Raw genomic sequence first — 17,485 nt, 5'->3', positions numbered from 1 at the left:
CATGGTGCCCATGGCTACACATGTGATCACCGGAGCCGGTTCCGGCATCGGCGCGGCCGTCGCGCGCCGCCTCCACGCGCGCGGGGACGAACTCGTGCTGCACGCGCGCGACGCGGGACGGGCCAAGGAGCTCGCCACGCGGTTCCCGGGCGCGCGGACGCTCGTCGGGGACCTGGCCGACCCGGACCGGCTGTCCTGGGCCTTCTCGCACCAGACCATGCCGGAGCAGGTGGACAGCCTGCTGCACATCGCGGGCGTCGTCGACCTCGGGCCGGTCGGGGACCTCACCCCGAAGACCTGGCACCACCAGCTCAACGTCAACCTGATCGCCCCGGCCGAGCTGACCCGGCACCTCCTGCCCCAGCTGCGGGTCTCCCAGGGCCACGTCGTCTTCGTGAACTCGGGCGCCGGGCTCGCCGCGCACGCCGAGTGGAGCGCGTACGCCGCCTCCAAGCACGGCCTCAAGGCCCTCGCGGACTCCCTGCGCCACGAGGAGCACGCCAACGGCGTGCGGGTGACCTCGGTCTACCCGGGCCGCACCGCGAGCCCCATGCAGGCCAAGGTGCACCAGCAGGAGGGCAAGGAGTACGACGCGTCGAAGTGGATCGACCCGGAGTCGGTCGCGACGGCGATCCTCACCGCGATCGACCTGCCGCGCGACGCCGAGATCAACGACCTGACCGTCCGTCCGGGACGGTAGGACGGTGGACATGAGCGACACGAGGCTCTTCGGCCCGGCCACCGGCGTCGGGTCCCTGCCCGGCGGCGACGCCCGCGAGGCCGCGAAGACGGTCACCGGCTCCTTCGAGGACTTCCCCTTCCTCGCGGAGCTGCCCGCCCGCGGGCCCGGCGCCGACATGATCGGCCGGACCATCGGGATGCTCGTCGACCTCTACGCGCACGTCGAGCCGAGCGGCTGGCGGATCAGCGACCGGCCCGGCCGGGACACCAAGCGGGCCCGCTCCTGGCTCGGCGAGGACCTGGACGCCCTGGAGGAGTTCACCCAGGGGTACGAGGGCCCCCTCAAGGTGCAGGCGGTGGGCCCGTGGACGCTCGCCGCCGCCCTGGAGCTGCGCGGGGGCGAGGCGGCCCTCCGCGACCCGGGCGCCTGCCGCGACCTGGTCGGCTCCCTCACGGAGGGGCTCCGCACCCACCTCGCGGAGCTGGCCAAGCGGATCCCCGGGGCCCGGATCGTCCTCCAGCTCGACGAGCCCTCGCTCACGGCCGTCCTGGGCGGACGCGTCCGTACCGCCAGCGGCTACCGCACCTACCGGGCCGTCGACCGGCAGGTCGCCGAAAGCGCCCTGCGGGAGGTCGTCGCGGTCCACGACGGGCCGGTCGTCGTCCACTCCTGTGCCCCCGACGTCCCCTTCGCGCTGCTGCGCCGGGCCGGCGTCGCCGGGGTCTCGTTCGACTTCGGGCTTCTCACCGAACGTGACGAGGAGTCGATCGGCGAGGCCGTGGAGGCCGGCACGAAGCTCTTCACCGGTGTGGTGCCGTCCACCGACGGCCCGTTGTCGGACCCGGGCGGTAGCGTCATGGGTGTCAGGACGCTGTGGCGCAGGTTGGGGCTGAATCCGGGGACTCTCGCGGAGTCCGTGGTCATCACTCCCACGTGCGGGCTCGCAGGCGCTTCGCCCGCCTATGCCCGCGCGGCGCTCGCCCACTGCGCCCGGGCGGCGAGATCGCTCGCGGACAACCCAGAGTGACCGGGTTTCGAGGCACGGGAGGACGGACGAAGGTGGCAGTCGAACAGGGGGCCCTGCCCGCCGAGGCACGGGAGAAGCACGCCGAGCTGGCGGAGCAGGTCGAGGAGCACCGCTTCCGGTACTACGTGAAGGACCAGCCGGTCATCAGCGACGGCGACTTCGACAAACTCCTGCGCGCCCTGGAGGCACTGGAGGAGGAGTACCCGGAGCTCCGGACGCCGGACTCGCCGACCCAGAAGGTCGCCGGGCAGTACGAGACCGACTTCACCTCCGTCGAGCACCGGGAGCGCATGCTCTCCCTGGACAACGCCTTCGACGACGAGGAACTGGCCGCCTGGGCCGAGCGGATCGCGCGGGACGTCGGCACCCCCGACTACCACTACCTGTGCGAGCTCAAGGTCGACGGCCTCGCCGTGAACCTCACGTACGAGCACGGGCGGCTGACCCGGGCCGCGACCCGCGGCGACGGCCGGACCGGCGAGGACATCACGCCCAACGTGCGGACGATCGCCGACATCCCGGAGCGGCTGCACGGCGAGCGGATCCCGGACCTCGTCGAGATCCGTGGCGAGGTCTACTTCCCGATGGAGGCCTTCGAGGGGCTCAACGCCCGCCTGGTGGAGGCGGGGGACAAGCCCTTCGCCAACCCGCGCAACGCGGCCGCCGGTTCGCTCCGCCAGAAGGACCCCAAGGTCACCGCCTCCCGCCCGCTCCACATGGTGGTCCACGGCATCGGCGCCCGCGAGGGCTTCGAGATCACCCGGCTCTCGGAGACGTACGCACTGCTCCACGAGTGGGGCCTGCCCACCGCCCGGCACAACCGGGTGGTCGACTCGCTCGCCGGCGTGCGGGAGTTCATCGCGTACTTCGGCGAGAACCGCCACTCCGTCGAGCACGAGATCGACGGGGTCGTCGTCAAGCTCGACGAGATCCCGCTCCAGGGCCGGCTCGGCTCCACGGCGCGCGCCCCTCGCTGGGCCATCGCCTGGAAGTACGCGCCGGAGGAGGTCAACACCAAGCTGGTCGACATCAAGGTCGGCGTGGGCAGGACCGGGCGCGTCACGCCGTACGCGCAGGTGGAGCCGGTGACCGTGGCCGGCTCCGAGGTCGAGTTCGCCACCCTCCACAACCAGGAGGTGGTGAAGGCCAAGGGCGTGCTCATCGGCGACACGGTCGTGCTGCGCAAGGCCGGTGACGTGATCCCCGAGATCCTCGGGCCGGTCGCCGACCTGCGGGACGGCAGCGAGCGGGAGTTCGTGATGCCCGCCGAGTGCCCGGAGTGCGGGACGCCGCTGAAGGCGATGAAGGAGGGCGACATCGACCTCCGCTGCCCGAACGCGCAGACCTGCCCGGCCCAGCTGCGCGAGCGGCTCTTCTTCCTCGCCGGGCGCCAGTGCCTGGACATCGAGAACTTCGGTTCGGTGGCGGCGGCGGCGCTGACCAACCCCCTTCCACCGTCCCCCAAGCTCTCGGCTTCGCTCGAGCAGGGGGCACCCCCATCGCCGCCGCTCGTCGACGAGGGCGACCTCTTCGACCTCACCATCGAGCAGCTGCTTCCGATCAAGGCGTACGTCCTCGACCCGGACAGCGGGCTGCCCAAGCGGGACCCGAAGACCGGCGAGGAGAAGATCGTCACGGTCTTCGCCAACCAGAAGGGCGAGCCGAAGAAGAACGCCCTGTCGATGCTGGAGAACATCGCGGCGGCCAAGGAGCGGCCGCTCGCCCGCTTCATCAACGGCCTGTCGATCCGGCACGTGGGTCCGGTCGCGGCCGAGGCGCTGGCCCGTGAGTTCCGCTCCCTGGAGCGGATCGAGCAGGCGAGCGAGGAGGAGCTGGCGGCCGTCGACGGCGTCGGCGGGATCATCGCGACCGCCGTGAAGCAGTGGTTCGCCGAGGAGTGGCACCGCGAGATCGTGCGCAAGTGGCGCGCCGCCGGAGTGTCGCTGGAGGACGAGGGCGCCGGGGAGGACGTCGGACCGCGTCCGCTGGAAGGTCTCACGGTCGTCGTCACCGGCACTCTGGAGAAGTTCACCAGGGATGGCGCAAAAGAGTCCCTCCAAGCGCTCGGAGCGAAGGTGACCGGTTCCGTTTCGAAGAAGACCGCCTTTGTGGTCGTGGGCGAAAACCCTGGTTCGAAGTACGACAAGGCGATGCAGCTGAAGGTTCCGGTTCTGGACGAGGAAGGCTTCTCCGTCCTGCTCGAACAAGGTCCCGAAGCCGCTCGCGAGGCCGCGGTGCCGGTCGCCGAATAGCCGCCGCCGGCCGCCCGGGCGTTCACCCGTTCGGCGCATACCAGATCGTTACGGGTGGCCGGGTCGCATTCGGGCAAGACAGGGAGAGCGCTGCCCGTCGGAGCCCTCGGCGGCCTACTGTGGTGACCGTGCGTCCTGTCCCGCACGTCCGCGCGAGGGCTGTGCCGGTCGTGCGCGCCAGGACGAACGGCCCAGTGGCATGAGGAACGGCCGCCCGGTGGCGGCCGCATGGCGGACGGCCGGACGACGGACGGCCGCGCGAGCGCGGCCCATCGCACACCGACGGCACCGCCGCCTGTGAGAGGGACGGGAATGGAACCGACCGAGAGCGCCGCCCCGGCCCCACGGCCGTACGGCCGTGTGGTCCCCACGGGCCTGACCTCCCGGCTGCCCGCAGCCGTGGTGGGCATCGCCGCCGTCGTGCTCGTCGCCGGCCTCCAGCGGGCCCTGAGCACCGGACACGGACTCTTCCCCGGCGGGGCCGCCGGCTGGTCCCTCGCCGTCCTCACCGGCCTCATCGTCGGTCACCTGGTCGCGCTCGGCCGCGACCGCTGGTGGGGCGGTACGGGCTCCGGCGCCGCCCTCACCCTCGCCGTGCTCCTGCTGTACGGCTGGGTGCCCGCCGGACTCGTCTCGCTGACCGTCGTCGCCCTCGTCGGCGCCGCCCGCCGGCACCGCTGGAGGCAGGGCCTGCTGCACGGCGCCGCCGACGTCCTCGGGGTCGGCGCCGCCGCCCTCGTCCTCGCCCTCTTCGGAGACGTACCGACCGTCGAGGAGCCCTGGCAGCCCCTCGACTGGGCGATCGGGGACCTCCCGGAAGTCGTCCTCGCCGCGGCCGCCTACCTCGTGGTGACCCGGATCCTGCTGTGGTACACGCTCGCGCCCCAGGGCCGCGGACTGCCCACCATCGCCCGCACCGCCCTCCTCCGGCAGGGGCTCGTCGCCGTCGCCCTGCTCGGCATCGCCCCGCTCATCTGCGTCGTCGCCGCCACCCGGCCCGTCCTCCTGCCCCTCTTCGCCGTCCCCCTCATCGCCCTCGACTCCACCCTCTGGATCGCCCGGGCCCGCGCCGAGGAACAGCTGCGCGACCCGCTGACCGGGCTCCCCAACCGCCAGTGGCTCCTGGAGCGGGCCTGGACGGCCCTGGAGGAGGCCGAGGGCGAAGGCGCCCGAGCCGCCCTCGTCCTGATCGACCTCGACCGGTTCCGGTCGGTCAACGACACCCTCGGACACCTCGCGGGCGACCGGCTGCTCCTCCAGATCGCCGACCGGCTCCGCCTCGCCCTGCCCCGCGGCGCCGAGGCCGCCCGGCTCGGCGGCGACGAGTTCGCCGTCCTGCTGCCCACCGCCGACTCCACCACCAGCGCCCAGCGCGTCGCCCGCCATCTCGTCGCGGAACTCTCCTCCCCGCTCGACCTCGACGGACTCACCCTCGTCCTGGAGGCCAGCGCCGGCGTCGCCGTCTTCCCCGACCACGCCCTCGACGCCGAGGGCCTGCTGCGCCGCGCCGACGTCGCCATGTACCAGGCCAAGCGGGACCGCACGGGTGTCGAGGTCTACGAGTCCAAGCGCGACTCCAACACCCCCGACCGGCTCGGCCTGCTCGGCGACCTGCGCCGCGCGCTCGACGCCGGCGAGGTCGAACTCCACTACCAGCCCAAGGTCCGCTTCGACGGCCAGGTCGCCGGTCTGGAGGCGCTCGTCCGCTGGGTCCACCCGGAGCGCGGGAAGGTCCCGCCGGACGAGTTCATCGCCATCGCCGAGTCCTCCGGCCTGATGCCCCACCTCACCGAGTACGTCCTGGAGACCGCCCTCGCCCAGGTCGCCCGCTGGCGCGCCCAGGGCCTCAACGTCCCGGTCGCGGTCAACGTCTCGCCGCGCGACGTCCACACCCCCGGCTTCGCGGGCGCCGTCGCCGCCCGCCTCGCCCGCCACGGCGTCCCGGCCGGCGCCCTCCAGCTGGAGATAACGGAGCACGTGCTCCTGGAGGACCCCCAGCGGGCCGCCGATACCCTCAACGGCCTCACCGGCCACGGCGTCAAGATGTCCCTCGACGACTTCGGCACCGGCTACTCCTCCCTCGTCCATCTGCGCCGGCTGCCCGTCAGCGAACTGAAGATCGACCGCTCTTTCGTCGCCCGGCTCGCCGTCGACACCGAGGACGCCGAGATCGTCCGCTGCACCCTCGACCTCGCCCACTCGCTCGGCCTCCTCGTCGTCGCCGAGGGCGTGGAGGACGACGAGACCTGGGAGCGCCTCCGCGACCTGGGCTGCGACGCCGTCCAGGGCTGGCTGGTCGCCGCCGCGATGCCGCCCGCCGAGGCGACCGCCTGGCTGCTGGCCCGCGGCGAGCGCGGCTGGCGCCGCCCCGTCGACATCGCCGCCGAACTCGCCGCCGAGGTCGACGTCGACCATCCCTCCGGCCAGGTCGTCCAGTAGAGGGTGTCGCGCCCCGGCCCGACCGTTTCACGGGGAGTGGCACCGGCCCCATAGGATGGGCCAACACCATCAAGCTCACCCCGTGAGGATCCGCATGCCTGGCATCACGCGCGAGGAGGTCGCCCACCTCGCACGGCTGGCGCGTCTGGAGCTGAAGGGCGAAGAACTCGATCACTTCGCCGGCCAGCTCGACGACATCATCGGCGCGGTCGCCCGCGTCTCCGAGGTCGCCGACCAAGACGTACCGCCGACCTCCCACCCGCTGCCGCTGACCAATGTCATGCGCGCGGACGAGGTCCGTCCGTCGCTCACCCCCGAGCAGGCGCTCTCCGGCGCCCCGGCCCAGGAGCAGCAGCGTTTCAAGGTGCCGCAGATCCTGGGGGAGGACTAACACGTCATGACGGACAACATCATCATCAAGCTCACGGCCGCCGAGATCGCCGGGAAGATCGCCGCCGGCGAGCTCACCGCGGTCCAGGTCACCGAGGCCCACCTCGCCCGCATCGAGGCCGTCGACGAGAAGGTCCACGCCTTCCTGCACGTCGACCGCGAGGGCGCCCTCGCGCAGGCGCGCGCCGTCGACGAGAAGCGCGCCCGCGGCGAGAAGCTCGGCCCGCTGGCCGGCGTCCCGCTCGCCCTCAAGGACATCTTCACCACGGTCGGCATTCCGACGACCGTCGGTTCGAAGATGCTGGAGGGCTGGATCCCGCCGTACGACGCGACCCTGGTCAAGAACCTCAAGGCCGCCGACGTCGTCATCCTCGGCAAGACCAACATGGACGAGTTCGCGATGGGCTCCTCCACGGAGAACAGCGCCTACGGTCCGACCGGCAACCCCTGGGACCTGACCCGGATCCCCGGCGGCTCCGGCGGTGGCTCCTCGGCCGCCCTCGCCGCGTACGAGGCCCCGCTCGCCATCGGCACGGACACCGGCGGCTCGATCCGCCAGCCCGCCGCCGTCACCGGCACGGTCGGCGTCAAGCCGACCTACGGCGCGGTCTCCCGCTACGGCATGGTCGCCTTCTCCTCCTCCCTCGACCAGGGCGGCCCCTGCGCCCGTACGGTCCTGGACGCGGCCCTCCTGCACGAGGCGATCGCCGGGCACGACCCGCTCGACTCGACCTCCATCGACGCCCCGGTCCCGCCGGTCGTCGAGGCCGCCCGGAACGGCTCGGTCGCCGGCATGCGCGTCGGCGTCGTCAAGCAGTTCCGCGGCGAGGGCTACCAGGCCGGTGTCGTGCAGCGCTTCGACGAGTCCGTCGAGCTGCTCAAGTCGCTGGGCGCCGAGATCGTCGAGCTGGACTGCCCGACCTTCGACCTCGCCCTGTCGGCGTACTACCTGATCGCGCCGTCCGAGTGCTCCTCGAACCTGGCCCGCTTCGACGCCATGCGCTACGGCCTGCGGGTCGGCGACGACGGCACGCGGTCCGCCGAGGAAGTCACCGCCCTCACCCGTGAGGCCGGCTTCGGCGACGAGGTCAAGCGCCGCATCATCCTGGGTACGTACGCGCTGAGCTCCGGCTACTACGACGCGTACTACGGCTCGGCCCAGAAGGTCCGTACCCTCATCACCCGCGAGTTCGAGCAGGCCTTCGAGGAGGTGGACGTGATCGTCTCCCCGACGACCCCGACCACCGCCTTCCCGATCGGCGAGCGCGCCGACGACCCGATGGCGATGTACCTCGCGGACCTGTGCACCATCCCGACCAACCTGGCCGGCAACGCCGCGATGTCGCTGCCCTGCGGTCTCGCTCCCGAGGACGGGCTGCCGGTCGGTCTGCAGATCATCGCTCCCGCCCTGAAGGACGACCGGCTGTACAAGGTCGGCGCCGCCGTCGAGGCCGCGTTCGTGGAAAAGTGGGGGCATCCGCTGCTTGAGGAGGCTCCGTCGCTGTGAGTACCAGTGCACTGCAGAAGGCCAAGGGCTTCAAGAAGTCCAAGACCGGCACGTACCTGTCCATCGGCACCACCGCGTTCGGCCTGCTGGGCGTGGTCAAGCGGGGCCGTGCGGCCCGTAGCGAGCACGACACGCTCAAGCTGCTCGACGCCGTCGTGTCCGCCGCCGCCATCGCCACCGGCGTCGCTCTCCTCGTGCGCGAGCTCAAGCGCATCGGTGACGACGACGTCCTGTTCGGCTGAGGCCGAAGGCATCAGAGGAATTCTCACCGTGACTGTCACTGAACTGCTGTCGTACGACGCGGCCCTCGCGGCGTTCGACCCCGTCATGGGCCTGGAGGTCCATGTCGAGCTCGGCACCAAGACGAAGATGTTCTGCGGCTGCTCGACCGAGCTGGGCGCGGAGCCGAACTCGCAGACGTGCCCGACCTGCCTTGGCATGCCCGGCTCGCTGCCGGTGGTCAACGCGATCGGCGTCGAGTCGGCCATCAAGATCGGTCTCGCGCTGAACTGCGAGATCGCCGAGTGGTGCCGCTTCGCCCGGAAGAACTACTTCTATCCGGACATGCCGAAGAACTTCCAGACCTCCCAGTACGACGAGCCGATCGCCTTCAACGGCTACCTGGACGTCCAGCTGGAGGACGGCGAGATCTTCCGCGTGGAGATCGAGCGCGCCCACATGGAGGAGGACACCGGCAAGTCGCTGCACGTCGGCGGCGCCACCGGCCGTATCCACGGAGCGTCCCACTCCCTGCTGGACTACAACCGCGCCGGCATCCCGCTCATCGAGATCGTCACCAAGCCGATCGAGGGCGCGGGCGAGCGGGCCCCCGAGGTCGCCAAGGCGTACGTCGCCGAGCTGCGCGAGCTGATCCGCGCCCTCGGTGTCTCCGAGGCGCGCATGGACAAGGGCCAGATGCGCTGCGACGTGAACCTGTCGCTGCGTCCGCACGGCGTCGAGAAGTTCGGCACCCGCTCGGAGACGAAGAACGTCAACTCGCTCCGTTCGGTGGAGCGTGCGGCGCGCTTCGAGATCCAGCGCCACGCGGCCGTGCTCACCGCCGGTGGCACGATCATCCAGGAGACCCGTCACTTCCACGAGGACGACGGCTCCACCACCTCCGGCCGGATCAAGGACAACGCCGAGGACTACCGGTACTTCCCGGAGCCCGACCTCGTCCCCGTCGCCCCGGCCCGTGCCTGGGTCGAGGAGCTGCGGGGCGGGCTGCCCGAGCTGCCGCGCCTGCGCCGCAACCGGCTGCGCGAGGAGTGGGGCGTGTCCGAGCTGGACATGCAGTCCATCCTCAACGCGGGCGCGGTCGACTCGATCGTCGCCACGATCGAGGCGGGCGCGGACGCGACGTCGGCCCGCAAGTGGTGGATGGGCGAGCTCGCCCGTAACGCCAACGAGCAGGGCGTCTCGCTGGAGGAGCTGGCGATCACCCCGTCGGACGTGGCCCGGGTCTCCGCCCTGGTCGCCTCCGGCGACCTGAACGACAAGCTGGCCCGCCAGGTCATCGAGGGTGTTCTCGCCGGCGAGGGCACCCCGGACGCGGTCGTCGAGAAGCGCGGTCTGAAGGTCGTCTCCGACGACGGCGCGCTCGGTACGGCGGTCGACGAGGCCATCGCGGGCAATGCGGCCATCGCGGACAAGATCCGCGGCGGCAAGGTCGCGGCGGTCGGCGCCCTGGTGGGCGCGGTCATGAAGGCCACCCGCGGCCAGGCGGACGCGGCGAAGGTCAAGGACCTGATCCTGGAGAAGCTGGGCGTCAGCGAGGGCTGAGCCTCTTCTCGTACGGACATGTGAGCGGCCCCGCACCGGAGTTCCGGTGCGGGGCCGTTCGTATGCCCGTGCCGCTACTTGCTCAGCGTCGGTTCGCCGAGCACCAGCCGGCCCATGTCGCAGGAGTCTCCCGGGTCCCGGTACGCGATGCGCAGGCGCAGTCCGTGGTCGAGGTCGAGCGTCAGCTTCTCGGGTGAGCCCAGGTTGACCACACCGGTGTGGACGGCCTTGCCGTCGACACTGATGGTGAGCCGGGCGGCGGTGTTCTCGGAGGCGTCGTCGACCCCGGCGAGGAGGGTGAGCGTCTTCCACTCGGTGCTCAGGTTGTACTCGGCGGAGCCCGAGCACTCCTCGTCGATGCCCGTGGGCACCAGCGCCGTCTCGTAGTAGGTGGCCTTCACCGTGCCGTTGCCGACCTCCAGCGAGGCGTACTGGCCCCTGGCCACGGTGTCGAGAGTGGTGAGGGAGACCGAGCTCGGGCCGGGGCCGGGTGTGTGCCCGGAGGGGGACGCGCTGTCCGTCGGAGACGCGGTGGCGGAGGTCTCTCCGGACCCGGACGCGGACCCGGTGCCGTCTCCGGGCGTGCTGGACGTGGTGGGCGTGCCGGACGTGGTGGCGGGGGTCGTGGAGCTGCCCGGCTTGGCACCGTTCGCGCCGCCGTTCCCTCCGGACGGCCTGTCGCCCAGGAAGCGTGCTCCGATGACGATGCCGCTGGTCAGCACGGCGGCGGCGAGGACCGCGGCCAGCACCGCGTTGCGCCGCTTCCGCCCGCGCGGGGGTGCCGCGGCGGTGCCCGGCCCGGACCCGCCGCGCGCGGGTGGACCGAAGCCGGGTGAGTGCTCGGTGGGCGGCTCGGCGGACGGCTGCGACACGACGGGCTGCGGGGCCGCCACGGCGGGCTGTGGGGCCACGACCGGCTGCGGGGCCACCGCGGGCTGCGGGCCCACGACCGGCTGCGGGGCCGCGAGTGGCGGTGGGGTCAGGGGCTGTTCGGTCACCGGCGTGGCCGGCGGGGTCGCCGGCGGCGGCGGGGCCAGGGGAGGCGCCACCGGCGGCGCCGCGGGCGCTGCCACCGGCCGGGCGGTCGGGATCGGCGGGACCGCGTCCTGGACCGTCGCCGGGCGGGACGTCGTCGTGGACACCATCCCGTGCCGGACGTCCTTCACCCAGGACGACAGGGAGAGCGGGCGGCGGTCCGCGTCGGCGGCCGCGATGCTCAGGACCCGCTCGCGCTGCTCCGGCGGCAGCCCCGCGATCTGCGGCAGCGCGCCGAGCGCGGACACCAGCTGTTCGGGCGCGGCCGGCGGGGACTCCCCGCTGAGCAGGAAGTACGCGATGGCTCCGAAGGCGTAGCGGTCGGTGCTCGGGGTGCGCTTGCCCGCGAAGATCTCCGGTGCCGCGTAGCCGGGGGTGAACCACACCTCGGCGGTCTGGTGGTCGGCGGTCAGTTTGCTCAGACCGAAGTCGACCAGGGTGGCCTGGCCGTGCTCGTCGACCATGACGTTGCCCGGCGACAGGTCGCCGTGGACGACCGTCCGCCCGGAGGGCGTGGCCTTCCCGGAGTGCAGCCAGTCCAGGACGTCCGCGAGCTGCTCCAGGGTCCGCATCACCTCGCGCCGTTCGGCCGGCGTGGTGAGCGTGCGCTCGGCCCGCCAGTCGCGCAGGTCGAGGCCGTCGACGTGGTTCATCACGAGGACCAGGGCCCGGCCGGTGATGGTCCCGGACTCGCCGGGGCGGTGGATCGGCGGGCCTTGGAAGTGCTCCCGTACGCCGACCACGCCCGGGCGGTGGACGAAGCGCAGCAGCTCCGCCTGTTCGTTCCACTTCTGGCTGATCCGCTCGAAGACCTCGGGCGTGATCGTCGTCTTCGAGTCGAGGATCTTGACGACGACGGGCTCCGTGCCGCCGGCCAGCTCGATCTCCGCGAGATAGAGCACGGCCTCGCCGCCCCGCCCGATGGACCGGAGGAGCCGGTACCGGTCAGGAGTGGTGTCGGGCCCGATGTGGTGTGCCGTGTTGCTCAAGTTTCCCCCAAGGCACAGTGATTGACAGAGGGTCAGCTTGCCGTTCCGGTGCGTCGGAGGTCAACGCGGGAGCGGTCCCGCACACGGATCCGGTGCTCGGGGTCTTTCCGGCGCGGGGCGAAGATGGCCGGAAATCGCTTGGATTCCCGGCACGGCCTCTTGGACGTTCACCACCGCGCCCCCGTCGGGTCTTCTCGCCGTCATCCCGCCTCACTACCGTCCCCGACGTACCACCCAATGGCTCGAAGGCGAACCATTGGCCGTCGACTGGAGGTCGGTCTTGTCATCCGAGAAGTCCCCCGAGCTGTCCCGCAGAAGGCTCCTCGCACTGGGCGGCGGCGCCCTCGGTGTCGCCGCGGCCGGCTCGTTGCTGCCGCCGTCGCTGCAGGCGGCGATGGCCGCGGAGCCCCCGGCCGGCGGGATGGGGGCGGTGCGGCACGTGGTGATCCTGATGCAGGAGAACCGTTCCTTCGATCACTACTTCGGGACTCTGCGCGGTGTCCGCGGATTCTCCGACCGCAACGCCATCGAGCTGCCCTCCGGCAAGCCCGTGTTCGAGCAGCCCGCCGCGCTCGGCCGGACGGTGCTGCCGTTCCCGATCCGCGGCGCCGCCGAGACGCAGCAGAAGGACCTCCAGTACATCGGCGACCTCGACCACTCCTGGAGCGGCGGCGGCAAGGCCTGGCGCGGCGGCTGGATGGACGGCTGGGTCTCGGCCAAGACGGCCGCCACCATGGCGTACTACGACCGGCGCGACATCCCCCTGCACTACGAGCTCGCCGACACGTTCACCATCTGCGACGCGTACCACTCGTCCATCCACACCTCGACGAGCCCCAACCGCAACCACCTCTGGTCCGGCTGGACCGGCTTCGAGGCCGACGGCAGCCGGGCCGTCACCAACGCCGCCTACGCCGAGGGCACCCACCCCGGCTACGGCTGGCCCACCTACGCCGAGCGGCTCGAAGCCGCCGGGCGGAGCTGGAAGACGTACACGGAGTGGGAGAACTTCACCGACAACAACATCGAGTTCTTCACCACCTTCAAGAAGATCGCCCGGAAGGCACTCGCCGGGACCGGCGGGCACACCTTCATGGAGTCCTTCTACGCGGCCGTCCGCGACACCGACGACGCCGCGGAGCGGACCCGGCTCCTCGGTCTCCTGGAGGAGGGCGTCGCGGGTCTCACCGAGGCCGAGCGCTCCCTCTTCGAGCGCGGACTGCGCCGCGTCGAGAGCGGCACCCTCGCCGACGCCTTCCGCGCCGACATCGCCGCCGGCACGCTCCCCGAGGTCTCCTACCTCGTGCCCTCCGCGATCGACTCCGAGCACCCCGGCTCCTCCTCGCCGATCGCCTCCGCCGGCCTCGTCTACAAGGTGCTCGACGCCCTCGGCTCGCACCCGGACGTCTGGCGCCACACCGTCGTGCTGATCAACTACGACGAGAACGACGGCTTCTTCGACCACGTGCCGCCGCCCGTCCCGCCGGCCGACAACACGGACGAGCGCTGGAAGGGCCAGCCCACGGGTCTCGGCATCCGCGTCCCGCTGCTCGTCGTCTCCCCCTGGACGGTCGGCGGCTACGTCTGCTCCGAGACCTTCGACCACACCTCCGTGATCCGCTTCCTGGAGAAGCTGACCGGCATCGCCGAGCCCAACATCACGCCCTGGCGCCGGGCCGTCACCGGCGACCTCACCTCCGCCTTCGACTTCAAGCGCGGCCGCCGGCAGCCGCCCGTCGAGCAGCCCGGACCGATCCCGCCGTTCACCGGCCGCTGGCGGCCCCAGCCCCCGGCCGTCCAGCGGATGCCCGTCCAGGAGCCCGGCGTCCGCCCGGCCCGCCCCCTGCCGTACCAGCCGGACGCCTCCGCGACCGTCGCGCCCGGGGCCGTGACCGTGGCCCTGCGCAACACCGGCCGGGCGAGCGCGCACTTCGCCCTCTATCCGTACGCGGGCGAGTTCGCCGTCCCGCAGCACCGGGACGTCAGGGGGAAGGGGGAGTGGACCGTCCCCGTTACGGGTGATCATTACCGCTTCACGATCACCGGCCCGAACGGCTTCCGCCGTGAGTTCGAGGGCCCCGCGGCGGGCGGCGCCGAGCTGACCTCCCGTATCGATCATCACGACCGTGACCTGCACCTGACCGTACGGAACACGGGCACGGCCCCGCTCGCCTTCACGGTCCGGCCGCTCGGGTACGTCGACGAGCGCGACCTCGCCGACTGGACCCGCACGGTCACCGTGAAGCCCGGGAAGACCCGTACGGTCGTGCACTCGGCCGCCGACGCGCACGGCTGGTACGACGTCGAGGTCACCGCGCCCGGTGGCTTCCGCCGCCGCCTCATGGGCCACATCGAGAACGGACGCCCCAGCGTCTCCGGGTGACCCCACCGGCCGACTCCGGATGGCTCCCCTCCGTGTGCGGGGGCCGGGACCTCGGTCCCGAGCCCCCGCACACGGCTGTGAGCATCGACACGAAAGGGGCAAACGATCACGTTTGGCTGCAAGAGTGGGCGCAATTAGGTCATGCGTTCTTCTCGGGCCGCTCCCGTGCAAGATCCACGAACCACCCAGGGAGCACGTCCTTTGGCATCCATCGCCCGATGGTGCATTCGGCACCGTCTCGTCGTCGTTCTCCTCTGGCTCCTCGCCCTCGGCGGGATCGGCACCGGCGCGGTACTCGCCGGCAGCGCGTACTCCAACGACTACGAGGTCCCCGGCACCGAATCGGGCCGCGCCACCGCCCTCCTCGACCGCGGCTTCCACGGTCTCGGCGGCGACAGCGGCACCATCGTCTGGCACACCGAGCAGGGCAGCGTCCGCGCCGACGCCGTCGAGAAGCGCATGACCACGATGCTCGACGAGGTCGCCGAACTCCCCGGGATCGCCACCGTCACCTCCCCGTACGGGGACACGGCCGGCCAGATCAGCGAGGACGGGCACACCGCCTACGCCACGGTCACCTTCGACGCGCAGGCCGACGACATCCCCGAGGCCCAGGCCCAGGCCCTCGTCGACACCGCGAAGGCCGTCACCTCCGACGACCTCCAGGTCGAGCTCGGCGGCACCGCCGTCGCCCTCACCGAGGCCCCCGGCGGTCACATCGCCGAGGTCGTCGGCGTCGCCGTCGCGGCCGTCGTCCTCTTCCTCGCCTTCGGCTCCCTAGCCGCCTCCGTGCTCCCCATCGCGACCGCCCTGGTCAGCGTCGGCATCGCCTACTCCGGGATCGTCCTGCTCGGCCATCTGATGACCGTCGCCGACTTCGCGCCCATGCTGGGCATGCTCGTCGGCCTGGGCGTCGGCATCGACTACGCGCTCTTCATCGTCACCCGGCACCGGAAGGGCCTGAAACGCGGGCTGTCCGTCCCCGAGGCCGCCGAGATCGCCGTCGCCACCACCGGCCGCGCCGTCGTCTTCGCCGGCGCCACCGTCTGCATCGCCCTCCTCGGCATGCTGATCCTGCGGCTCAGCTTCCTCAACGGCGTCGCCATCGCCGCCTCCCTCACCGTCGTCCTCACGGTCGCCGCCTCCATCACCCTGCTGCCCGCGCTGCTCTCGCTCATCGGCATGCGCGCCCTGTCCCGGCGCGAACGGCGGATTCTCGCCGAGCGCGGGCCGCAGCCCGAGCTCCCCACGGGCTTCGCCGCCCGCTGGTCCGCCTTCGTCGAGCGCCACCCGAAGCTCCTCGGGGCCGTCGCCGCCGTCGTCATGGGCGTGCTCGCGCTGCCCACCCTCTCGCTCCACCTCGGCACCTCCGACCAGGGCAACGGCCCGGCCACCGCGACCACCCGGCAGGCGTACGACCTGATCGCCGACGGCTTCGGGTCAGGGGTCAACGGGCCGCTCACGCTCGTCGCCGGGCTCGACGGCGCCGACGACCGGGTCGCCCTCGACCAGCTGCCGGCCGCGCTCTCCGCCACCCGCGGGGTCGCGTCCGTCTCCCCGGTCACGTACAACAGCTCCGGCGACACCGCCGTCCTCACCGTCGTCCCCGACTCCTCGCCGCAGTCCAAGCAGACCAGCGAGCTCGTCGACCGGCTCCGCACGGACGTCCTCCCGAAGGCCGAGGCCGGCACCTCCCTGGACGTGCACGTCGGCGGCGTCACCGCCTCCTACGACGACTTCGCCGAGATCATCGTCGGCAAGCTGCCGCTCTTCGTCGGCGTCGTCATCGCGCTCGGCTGTCTGCTGCTCCTGCTCGCCTTCCGCTCGATCGGCATCCCGCTCAAGGCCGCCGCCATGAACGTCGCGGCCGTCGCCGCCGCGTTCGGCATCGTCGTGGCGATCTTCCAGTGGGGCTGGGGGAGCGAACTCCTCGGCCTCGGCAGCGCCGGACCGATCGAACCCTTCCTTCCCGTGATCATGGTCTCCGTCCTCTTCGGACTCTCCATGGACTACCAGGTCTTCCTGGTCAGCCGGATGTACGAGGAGTGGCTGGAGACCGGCGACAACCGGCGGGCGGTCCGGGTCGGCCTCGCCGAGACCAGCCGCGTGATCAACTCCGCCGCCGTCATCATGATCGCGGTCTTCCTCGCCTTCGTCCTCTCCGGCGACCGGGTCATCGCGATGTTCGGCATCGCGCTCGCCGCGGCCGTCGCCCTCGACGCCTTCGTCCTGCGCACCCTGCTCGTCCCGGCCCTCATGCACATGCTCGGCGGAGCGAACTGGTGGCTGCCGAAGCGGCTCGACCGGATCCTGCCCCGGATCAGCATCGAGCCGCCCGAGAGCCGCGCCGCGGCGGACGCCCGTGCGAAGATCCCGGGGCAACGTGTGACGGTTTCGACGGTCGAGGAGAACGACGATGTTCGCGATATCGCTGGGTGACGACGGTGCCGAGCTGCGGCCCCTGGAGCCCTGGCAGGCGGACGAGTTCCTCGCCCACATGGACCGGGGCCGGGAGTTCGTCGGGCAGCACATCGGGCTCCCGGACGTCGTCGCGGACCTCGACTCCGCCCGCTCCTACCTCCGCTCGTACGCCGAGAAGGCCGCGAACGACACCGGACGCATCTACGGCATCTGGACCGGCGGCACGCTCGTCGGCGGCGTCCTCTTCCGGACCATGGACGTCGCGTACGGCTCCGCGGAGGCGGGCTGCTGGCTGGAGCCCTCGGCCGCCGGGAAGGGCCTCATCACCCGGGCCTGCCGGGTCATCATCGACTGGGCGATCGAGGAGCGCGGCATCCACCGCGTCGAATGGCACGCCTCCGCGAAGAACGGACCGAGCATCGCCGTCGCCCGCCGCCTCGGCATGACGCGGGAAGGCGTCCTGCGCGAGAACTACCCGTACCGCGGGGTCCGCGCCGACACGGAGGTCTGGGCCGTCCTCGCGCCCGAGTGGCGCGCCGCCAAGGCCGCGGCGGAGACGATCGCGTCTTAAGACGGTT

Annotated in this window: 12 protein-coding genes; 11 read left to right on the top strand and 1 reads right to left on the bottom strand. The window is 72.0% G+C overall.

The window, feature by feature from the left end:
• Window position 1 precedes the first annotated feature (1 nt).
• From OG357_RS11475 to gatB, 8 genes are all read left to right on the top strand, one after another.
• Window positions 2–700, top strand: a complete 699-nt coding sequence (locus tag OG357_RS11475) for an SDR family oxidoreductase (protein WP_329621045.1) — start codon at window positions 2–4, stop codon at window positions 698–700.
• Window positions 701–710: 10 nt separating this feature from the next.
• The gene (locus tag OG357_RS11470) at window positions 711–1,709 is read left to right on the top strand and encodes a methionine synthase (RefSeq protein ID WP_329621044.1); all 999 of its coding nucleotides are present in this window, start codon (window positions 711–713) and stop codon (window positions 1,707–1,709) included.
• A gap of 32 nt (window positions 1,710–1,741) precedes the next feature.
• A complete protein-coding gene (gene ligA, locus OG357_RS11465; protein WP_329621043.1) occupies window positions 1,742–3,961 on the top strand; it encodes an NAD-dependent DNA ligase LigA in 2,220 nt (739 codons plus the stop codon).
• Between the two features lie 228 nt (window positions 3,962–4,189).
• Window positions 4,190–6,400 carry a putative bifunctional diguanylate cyclase/phosphodiesterase gene (locus OG357_RS11460; RefSeq protein WP_443066662.1) on the top strand — a complete coding sequence of 737 codons (2,211 nt, stop codon included), beginning with the start codon at window positions 4,190–4,192 and terminating at the stop codon, window positions 6,398–6,400.
• Between the two features lie 94 nt (window positions 6,401–6,494).
• Window positions 6,495–6,791 carry an Asp-tRNA(Asn)/Glu-tRNA(Gln) amidotransferase subunit GatC gene (gene gatC, locus OG357_RS11455; RefSeq protein ID WP_015036350.1) on the top strand — a complete coding sequence of 99 codons (297 nt, stop codon included), beginning with the start codon at window positions 6,495–6,497 and terminating at the stop codon, window positions 6,789–6,791.
• A 6-nt stretch (window positions 6,792–6,797) separates the two neighbouring features.
• Entirely contained in the window at window positions 6,798–8,297 is a 1,500-nt protein-coding gene (gatA, locus tag OG357_RS11450; RefSeq protein WP_329621041.1) for an Asp-tRNA(Asn)/Glu-tRNA(Gln) amidotransferase subunit GatA, read from the top strand.
• Window positions 8,294–8,539: a hypothetical protein gene (locus OG357_RS11445; RefSeq protein ID WP_267045990.1), complete on the top strand. Its 246-nt coding sequence runs from the start codon at window positions 8,294–8,296 to the stop codon at window positions 8,537–8,539. The genes gatA and OG357_RS11445 overlap by 4 nt, the downstream gene beginning before the upstream one ends.
• Before the next feature lie 28 nt (window positions 8,540–8,567).
• Window positions 8,568–10,079, top strand: coding sequence for an Asp-tRNA(Asn)/Glu-tRNA(Gln) amidotransferase subunit GatB (gene gatB / locus OG357_RS11440; RefSeq protein WP_329621040.1), 1,512 nt, complete (start codon window positions 8,568–8,570; stop codon window positions 10,077–10,079).
• A gap of 74 nt (window positions 10,080–10,153) precedes the next feature.
• Here the strand turns inward: gatB and OG357_RS11435 are convergent, their stop codons facing one another.
• Window positions 10,154–12,103 (bottom strand): protein kinase domain-containing protein, encoded by a 1,950-nt coding sequence (locus OG357_RS11435; RefSeq protein WP_329621039.1) that lies wholly within the window; start codon window positions 12,101–12,103, stop codon window positions 10,154–10,156.
• A 280-nt stretch (window positions 12,104–12,383) separates the two neighbouring features.
• Between OG357_RS11435 and OG357_RS11430 the strand changes: the two genes are divergently transcribed.
• The 3 genes from OG357_RS11430 (at window position 12,384) to OG357_RS11420 (ending at window position 17,478) form a co-directional block, all read left to right on the top strand.
• Window positions 12,384–14,486 (top strand): phosphocholine-specific phospholipase C, encoded by a 2,103-nt coding sequence (locus OG357_RS11430; RefSeq protein WP_329621038.1) that lies wholly within the window; start codon window positions 12,384–12,386, stop codon window positions 14,484–14,486.
• 201 nt (window positions 14,487–14,687) lie between these two features.
• Window positions 14,688–16,925 (top strand): MMPL family transporter, encoded by a 2,238-nt coding sequence (locus tag OG357_RS11425; protein ID WP_329621037.1) that lies wholly within the window; start codon window positions 14,688–14,690, stop codon window positions 16,923–16,925.
• Window positions 16,903–17,478, top strand: a complete 576-nt coding sequence (locus tag OG357_RS11420; protein WP_329621036.1) for a GNAT family N-acetyltransferase — start codon at window positions 16,903–16,905, stop codon at window positions 17,476–17,478. The genes OG357_RS11425 and OG357_RS11420 overlap by 23 nt, the downstream gene beginning before the upstream one ends.
• The last annotated feature ends 7 nt before the right edge of the window (window positions 17,479–17,485 follow it).

It is taken from the genome of Streptomyces sp. NBC_01255, assembly GCF_036226445.1.
Lineage (GTDB): Bacteria > Actinomycetota > Actinomycetes > Streptomycetales > Streptomycetaceae > Streptomyces.
This window is presented reverse-complemented; position numbering and strand designations above follow the sequence as displayed.